This is a genomic window from Streptomyces sp. ICN903, assembly GCF_022015835.1.
Lineage (GTDB): Bacteria > Actinomycetota > Actinomycetes > Streptomycetales > Streptomycetaceae > Streptomyces > Streptomyces fenghuangensis.
In genome coordinates, this window is sequence record NZ_JAKMAY010000442.1 from 1 (window position 1) to 3,369 (window position 3,369).

At 70.9% G+C, this 3,369-nt stretch carries 2 protein-coding genes; both read left to right on the forward strand.

What is annotated here, in order from left to right; genetic code table 11:
* Positions 1-95 precede the first annotated feature (95 nt).
* Positions 96-1,712 (forward strand): methionine--tRNA ligase, encoded by a 1,617-nt coding sequence (gene metG, locus L7D48_RS27395; protein ID WP_237883568.1) that lies wholly within the window; start codon positions 96-98, stop codon positions 1,710-1,712.
* Positions 1,713-2,089: 377 nt separating this feature from the next.
* Positions 2,090-3,369: stealth family protein (locus L7D48_RS27400; RefSeq protein WP_237883570.1), on the forward strand; the 1,280-nt coding region annotated here is incomplete at its 3' end.

Sequence of the window (3,369 nt, forward strand, 5' to 3'; positions counted from 1 at the left end):
GCCTTCTCCCCGCCCGTCCCCCGGCCGTCGCGGCGCTCCCGGGCACGGCGATATCCGGACCGGCGGCACGGCCCCGGACCGTTAGGATTTCTCCCATGGCGGCCACTGGAAAAGAGCAGCAGGGGGCGAAGGCGTTCTACGTCACGACCCCCATCTACTACGTCAACGACGCTCCGCACCTGGGCCACGCCTACACGACCGTCGCAGGCGACGTGCTCACCCGCTGGCACCGCCAGCGCGGCGAGAAGGTGTGGTACCTCACCGGCACGGACGAGCACGGTCAGAAGATCATGCGCACCGCCGAGGCCAACGGGGTCACCCCGCAGGAGTGGTGCGACAAGCTCGTGGAGGAGGCGTGGAAGCCCCTCTGGGAGCACCTGGAGATCGCCAACGACGACTTCATCCGCACCACGCAGGAGCGGCACACCGCCCGCGTCCAGGAGTTCGTGCAGGACCTGTACGACAAGGGCGAGATCTACAAGGGCGAGTACGAGGGCCCGTACTGCGTGGGCTGCGAGGAGTACAAGTCCCCCGGCGACCTGCTCGACGGCGAGGGCGAGTACGCGGGCGAGAAGCTCTGCCCGATCCACAAGAAGCCCGTGGAGATGCTCCAGGAGGAGAACTACTTCTTCAAGCTCTCCGAGTACGGCCCGAAGCTCCTGGAGCACTACGAGAGGCACCCGGAGTTCATCCAGCCCGAGTCGGCGCGCAACGAGGTCGTCAACATCGTCCGCCAGGGCCTGGAGGACCTGTCGATCTCCCGCTCCACCTTCGACTGGGGCGTGAAGATCCCCTGGGACGACAAGCACGTCATCTACGTGTGGATCGACGCCCTGATGAACTACGCCACCGCCGTCGGCTACGGCTCCGACCAGAGGAAGTTCGAGGAGACCTTCCCCGCCGACGTCCACCTGGTGGGCAAGGACATCCTCCGCTTCCACGCGGTGATCTGGCCCGCGATGCTGATGGCGCAGGGCCTGCCGCTGCCGGGCAAGGTCGCCGCCAACGGCTGGCTGATGGTCGGCGGCGAGAAGATGAGCAAGTCCAACCTGACGGGCATCTCGCCGCAGCAGCTCACCGAACACTTCGGCGTGGACGCCTACCGCTGGTACTTCCTGCGCGCCATCGCCTTCGGCCAGGACGGCTCCTTCTCCTGGGAGGACTTCTCCGCCCGCTACACCAGCGAGCTGGCCAACGACTACGGCAACCTCGCCTCGCGCCTGGCCGCCATGGTGAACAAGTACTTCGACGGGCTGCTGCCGGAGTCCAAGGCGGACGGCGAGGCCGAGCAGGCGATCCGCGAGGGCATGGCGAAGGCCGTGGCCGAGGCCGACCGGCGCATCGGCGACGAGCTGGACTTCGCGGGCGGCATCGCGGCGGTCTTCGACTTCGTCAAGCAGGTCAACGGCTACCTCACCGAGCAGGAGCCGTGGAAGGTCGCCAAGGACACCTCGCCCGAGGCCCAGGAGCGGCTGGCGACGATCCTCTACACCGCCGCCGAGTCGCTGCGCGCCTGCGCCGTCCTGCTCAACCCGGTGATGCCGCGCACCTCCGGCCTGCTGTGGGACTCCCTCGGCGCGGAGGCTCCGCTGGGCGCCCTGGCCGACCAGCGCGTCCAGGACGCCGGCGCCTGGGGCCTGCTCCCGGCCGGCACCCGGGTCACCAAGGGGCAGGCGCTCTTCCCGCGCCTGGAGGAGCCCAAGAGCGCCTAAGGCGGTGCCCGGCCCCCGCAGGGGCCCGGATCCGTGCGAGCGGCCCCGTACGCACGAGCCCGTGCACACGAGCCCGTGCACACGAGCGGTGCCCACCCGTCCCGGCGGGTGGGCACCGCTTCGTCATGTCCGCGGCCTCCCGCGGCCTCCTGCGGCCCCCGCCCGACGCGGTGGCCGGTCTCCGCTTTGACAACGCACAAATGTTCGTGAATTCATTACCGGGCCTTTGCTCGCCGGTCGTACGCGCTCACGACTCCCTCCGGGGCCGCGCACAGCGGTGAGCCGGCAGACGGCCGGGACGGACGAATCCCGGCACAGGGCACCGCACCACACCGCGCTGCCGGGCCGGCAGCGCTCCGAAGGGATCGGGTACACGTATGCCGTCGCGTCTGAAGAACGTGGGAGAACGCCTGCTTCCGGCCCCGGTCCGCGCACGGCGGGCCGAGGAGCGCCGGATCGCCAAGGAGCGGGAGACCGCCCGCAGACGGGCCGAGCGGATCGAGGAACGCCGCCGGGCGATGCTCGACGCCGACCCGGACCTGCGCCCCTTCACCTTCGGCGAGCACACCTTCTACGGCCGCACCGTCACCGACTTCACCGCCGCCGACGCCGCCGCGCACAACCTGGGCCTGGTCGCCGACGCGCTGGAGCACGCGGGACTGGAGCACTTCCTCGTCCCCTCCCGCTCGCACACCGGGCACGTCCTCGGCGTACGCCTCTCCGACCGCAAGGCCTTCCTGACCGCCCTGCGCGAGCTGTACGGGACGCGCCCGCTGTACGCGGCCCGGCCCGGCCGCGAGGACCTGCCGGCCGACGCCGTGCTCTACGCCGACGGCGCCCTGCCCACCGGCCTCAAGCGGCAGTCCGTCATCCGCCTCGGCGAGTTCCTCCTCGGCCCCTCGGGCCAGGTCCTCGGCGATCTGCGGTACGCCTGCGAGGTGGAGTTCTGGCGCGAGGGCGCGGGGCTCCTGGAGACGGAGGACGCCGCCGAGCGGCTCGCCGCGCTGCGCACCCAGGCCCCGGCGGACGTACTGGCCGACTCCCTGGTCGCCCCCCGCCTCAACCCGGTCGGCGAGGTCCTGCCCGAAAGCGTGCGCGAGCCCGCCGAGACCGCGGTGCGGGGCCGCCTCCTGCCCACCTTCCCCGTCTTCGCCGCGACCCGCCACGACGAGATCGACTTCCCCGTCGACGTCGTCTACACCTGGGTGGACGGCTCCGACCCCGAGCTGAGCGCCAAGCGCGAGTCCTACCGCTCCGGCAACACCCGCACCAGCCGGGAGACCGGCCCCTCCCGCTACACCAGCCAGGACGAGCTGAAGTACTCGCTGCGCTCGCTGCGGATGTACGCCGACTTCGTCCGGCACGTCTACGTCGTCACCGACGGGCAGACGCCGGCCTGGCTGAACACCGCGGCCCCGGGCATCACGGTCGTCGACCACAAGGAGATCTTCCGCTCCCCCGACGCCCTGCCGGTCTTCAACTCGCACGCGATAGGCACCCAGCTCCACCACATACCGGGGCTGTCCGAGCGCTACCTCTACTTCAACGACGACGTCTTCGTCGGCCGCCCGGTCACCGCCAAGCGGTTCTTCCACGGCAACGGCATCGCCCGCCTGCCCTTCTCCCCCTTCCAGCTCGGCCTGGGCGACCCCCACCC